Source organism: Candidatus Enterococcus ikei (assembly GCF_017316105.1).
Classification (GTDB): domain Bacteria; phylum Bacillota; class Bacilli; order Lactobacillales; family Enterococcaceae; genus Enterococcus_L; species Enterococcus_L ikei.
Map to the genome: position 1 here is coordinate 1 of NZ_JAFLWD010000066.1, position 4,423 is coordinate 4,423.

At 35.0% G+C, this 4,423-nt stretch carries 4 protein-coding genes; 2 read left to right on the top strand and 2 right to left on the bottom strand.

Features of this window, described 5'->3' with window-relative positions; translation table 11 throughout:
• Both JZO69_RS16445 and JZO69_RS16450 read right to left on the bottom strand, forming a co-directional pair.
• On the bottom strand, window positions 1–1,161 hold a 1,161-nt coding region (locus JZO69_RS16445), incomplete at its 3' end, for a collagen binding domain-containing protein (protein ID WP_242586926.1).
• A 288-nt stretch (window positions 1,162–1,449) separates the two neighbouring features.
• A complete protein-coding gene (locus JZO69_RS16450; RefSeq protein ID WP_207113893.1) occupies window positions 1,450–2,136 on the bottom strand; it encodes a replication initiation protein in 687 nt (228 codons plus the stop codon).
• Window positions 2,137–2,396: 260 nt separating this feature from the next.
• On the opposite strand from JZO69_RS16450, the gene JZO69_RS16455 reads away from it, so the two are divergent.
• A complete protein-coding gene (locus JZO69_RS16455) occupies window positions 2,397–3,116 on the top strand; it encodes an SDR family NAD(P)-dependent oxidoreductase (protein WP_207113894.1) in 720 nt (239 codons plus the stop codon).
• Between the two features lie 83 nt (window positions 3,117–3,199).
• Window positions 3,200–4,201, top strand: coding sequence for an LLM class flavin-dependent oxidoreductase (locus JZO69_RS16460; RefSeq protein ID WP_207113895.1), 1,002 nt, complete (start codon window positions 3,200–3,202; stop codon window positions 4,199–4,201).
• Window positions 4,202–4,423: the final 222 nt, after the last annotated feature.

Sequence of the window (4,423 nt, forward strand, 5' to 3'; positions counted from 1 at the left end):
TGATTCGTCTTCAAACACTTCGACTTGCTCACCAACGTGGATTTCTGGTTGTTCTTCTTTAGCTTGGTTTAGCTCTTCTTCTTGTGTTTCTTTCGCTTGTTCGGTTGGATCTAGCGGTGCAATTTCTTCTAGTTCACTTGACTCATCTTCACTATTTTCTTCCTCTACGATTGCTTCTTTAATAGATTGATTTTCGTCACCAATTGCATTACCGTCTAAAAAAATATTTTTCACTTTATGAGCAGCGGTTTCGTAACTCGGTTTTTGGTATAAAACTTGATAATCGACTTGGCAATCGTTCGTAAAGTTTGGTTGTTTTTTTCCAGCTTCCGTTATGGTTGCTGTATACATAATTGTAAATGAAGTCAAACGTGCTTTTTCACGATACAAACGAATAACAAAAACATTATCTGCTCCAAACTCCACTGTCCCATATCCTTGATTTATAAATTCTTCCAAACTTAGTGCTGATCGACCTAAATAATTATCAACCGTAAATACAAAACTATCTTGATTTAGTACTTGACCGCCACCAGACTTGTCTGTTAAAACGATATCTTTGGCTAGATCACTCTTCGTTAAATTTGCATTTAAAAACCAACGAATTTGGCCTGATTTTCCTAGTAAATCACCTGTTTTATAGAAGAAAGGTTTCTCCCCTTCTACGCCACCACCAGAGTGTCCATTAACAACAATATTTTTTATACTAATTGACGTTCCTAAATTTACGGGTACTTCTTTTACTGTATTTCCCTCAATATTTGTCACACGAACGCCAAATGTGAACTCTCCGCGAACGCGCTCTAATTGACTTACTTTTTCATTAAATGTACAAATAACTTTATCTTTATATACTCGAACTATTCCTAATCCGTTTAAATCTATTTCACGTGGCGCATCATTCGAGTCTGTCAATCCCTCTAACTCTTTTGGTAAAGACAACGTCAAAACATCGCCCGCTTTAAGCTTTGCACCTGCTTTTTCGCTAAATGCCACATGAATAGATGTCAATTCCCCATCCATCAACTCTGTCTTATCAAATTGAATTGTATCGACAAATCCTGTGTTGCTTAGTTCCCCAGCAAACGAACGTTCTCCAAACCCAAAGAATCCTAAGAAACCTACAACCATTACTAGACACCATGATAATTTTTTTAACATCTTTTATACATCGTTCCTTCCTCTAATTGATATAGACCAATATGTATTCTCCATTGCGTTTATAAAAAACACTTTTTTGATGTTAAACAATAAATATATTCAAGTCAAATCATATACATTTTTGCACATTATTTTATAATAAAGATTTTAAAAGAATATATTCAGCTGCTAAGAAGATTGCTTTGGAGAGATTGCTTTTGCTAGCACATTAGATTTATTTTTTTCACTGAAGATTTTTTACACGTATTTGTAATGAAAAAACATCTGAAATTCTAATAATTCCTTGCCCTATGTTTGTCTAAACGAATCAAATTTAAACATATACCCTAAAACTTTATTTCCTTGTGTCTTGCTATATTTTTTTTCCACTGTTAAATGTCTAAAATACTTACTTAATTCCTCAATCGATGGCTTTAAAATTTTTTGATCGATTTGTCCTACTTGGTAATTCTTAGGTACTCCAAGTAAAAAAGTCAAATTCTCAAACGACACTTCCCAGTAGCCTCTTTTTTCAGCCTGTTTTAGCAAACGGTATAGATTTTTTGCATATTTCTTTTTCAACGAAATAAATTCTTCTAAAGAAAAACAAGTAGCATTCGCATGTACTTGATTTAACAGGCATGTGAATTTTGGATTAAAACGGGCTTGGATTGCTTTGTCTTTTTCAAGAAATGTAAAATCTTCGAAAATCATAAAGCGTTCTAAACCAACCTGATTATCGTCCGTGTACATATGAAGATAGTTAGTATCGGTCAATTTTTGATACATACTGTTCAAATCCTTTAAGAATCTCGTGTTAGACGTTGAGGTATAGTGGGCCAAATCTTTTAAATCATCCCATTTTAAATAAATTTGTTCGTGTTGCTCTTCTTTTGTTCTGCTTAATAGAGAAAAGAACAAGTTGAATTCATTCGCATTGAATGTCCCTAGTGAGACCGTATTCAACTCATTTTTATACTTTACATAGTCACGCATTCTAAAACCTGCTTTCTCTCACTTACTTGAAGGCTATTATAGTCAGTTTCATTTTACAAAGCAAGTTCACATACAAAAAGGTACTGATTAACCTCTATTGTTTACACATCTTTCTCCAGTCCATATAGCTTATAAAGCCTTTATATTTAAGGTCTTGCTTCCCTTACCTCATTTTCCTAACACTTATTTGCGCAGACAAAATCTGTAAGCGATGCTATTCTTTGGGAGTAATTTAACTACACAACGGAAGGATGTTTTTTATGAGTAAATCAATTATTATCGTAGGTGCAGGTCCAGGAGTTGGCTATGAAACAGCCAAAAAATATGGTTCTGAAGGGTATAAAGTCGGATTGATCAACATTTTGGAACCTGTTTTAGTTGAGCTGAAAGAAGGACTAGAACAAGATGGTATTACTGTTTATTATGAAACTGCTGACGCAAGCAACACAGCAGAATTAAACCAAGCAATCGATCGTCTAGTTACACAGCTCGGCGGGTTAACTACTTATTTCTATAATGTTCCTGGACCTTTAGGAAAATCTTACATGCCATTGAGCGAAGCACCTGAATCGTTATTTTCTTTATTTTTACAATTAAGAGTCACTTCTGTCTTAACTTCTGTACAACATGTGATGCCTTATTTAGAAAAAAGTCATGGCTCTGTGTTGATCTCTAGTGGACAATCAGATCGAATCGCCTATCCCTATACTGGCATCATGGGAACAGCTCAAGCTGCATTGAAAATGTTGATGACCCATCTAAGTCAAGAGCTAAAAGAAAAAGATATTTTTGTTGGTTACTTCCCATTAGATAATCCACCTGTGATCACTGATGAGAAAAAAGAAGCAAAACGGGAAGATTTACCTGGTGGTTTTGAATTGACGAAAGAAATGAGGATCACTGCTAAAGATGTGGCGGAAGTTATTTTCAAAGAAGATGTACTTAGAGAAAATTTTGATGTCCGGATCAAAAAAGCGTAACTTTCCCTTACTATCTGAAAGTGTCCATTAAGTTGGATGCTTTTAGTTTCTAAAAAAAATACATAAGAAAGAAGCCTATAAAAATGACAACAAAAAAATTAGCTCTCTCAGTTCTAAATCTCGTATCTGTTCGTGAAGGACAATCAACTAAAGAAACAATCCAACATATGGTCGACTTGGCCCAATACACAGAAACTTTAGGTTATGAAAGATATTGGATCGCAGAACATCATAACATCAATGGGACAATCAGCTCTGCAACCTCGATGCTGATCAACCATACACTAGAACAGACTAAAACGATTCGTGTCGGTTCTGGGGGTGTAATGCTTCCTAATCATTTTCCATTAGTCGTGGCAGAACAATTCGGAACACTAGAAACAATCCACCCAAACCGCGTTGATTTAGGGGTAGGACGTGCCCCTGGTGCTGATCCTCATACAGGAAACTCTTTACGACGGGCACTTTTAAATGGCGCTGATACTTTTCAAGATGATATTGCCGAGCTATTACGATATTTCGGTCCAGAAGAAAAACAAGGAGAAATAAAAGCATATCCCGCAGTCAATACCAAGGTTCCTCTTTATATTCTAGGATCCTCTACCAGTTCTGCAAAATTAGCAGCAAAACTAGGATTACCTTATTCGTTTGCCGGACATTTTCCCAATAATGAAATGGGTGCCGCTATTGCTACATACAGAAATGAATTTCAACCGTCTGAGTATCTAGACAAGCCTTATGTTATCATTGCATTAAACGTCATTGCAGCTGAATCAAATGAAGAAGCTCATTATGAATTAACAACTATGCAGCAAATGTACCTTTACGCAATTAGAAACCAAATTCAACCATTGCAACCACCCGTGACTTCTATGGATGATTTATGGAGCCCAATGGAAAAACAATATGTAGAATCAATGTTTGGATTGACTTTGATTGGTGATAAAGAAGCCTTAATACCGCAACTACAGTTATTTCAAGAGCACTTCCAAGTCGATGAACTCATGGCTACTAGCTACTTGTATGATTTTAAAAAACAAAAAAATTCTTTTAAACTATTAAAAGAAGCAATAGAATCGTTATAATTTTTCTTGTCTAAAACGATCATTATGATTATTAATTAATAACTTTTATTTCCAAAACCTTCAAAACTTAGTGCTTTAGTACTTAGAAAATCAAGGCACCTTGTATTGTACAACATTGAATCACTTCATTCTTAATAAGTTACAACAATAGAATCGAAGTGTAACGTAGGAGTTATTATTGCTCCAACGTTTTTTCGGATTCAAAGTGGCTGAGCTATAACT

Excerpts from the sequence above, each read along its gene's own strand:
- JZO69_RS16450 (WP_207113893.1), bottom strand. The coding sequence starts at position 2,136 with ATGCGTGACTATGTAAAGTATAAAAATGAGTTGAATACGGTCTCACTA.
- JZO69_RS16455 (WP_207113894.1), top strand. The coding sequence starts at position 2,397 with ATGAGTAAATCAATTATTATCGTAGGTGCAGGTCCAGGAGTTGGCTAT.
- JZO69_RS16460 (WP_207113895.1), top strand. The coding sequence starts at position 3,200 with ATGACAACAAAAAAATTAGCTCTCTCAGTTCTAAATCTCGTATCTGTT.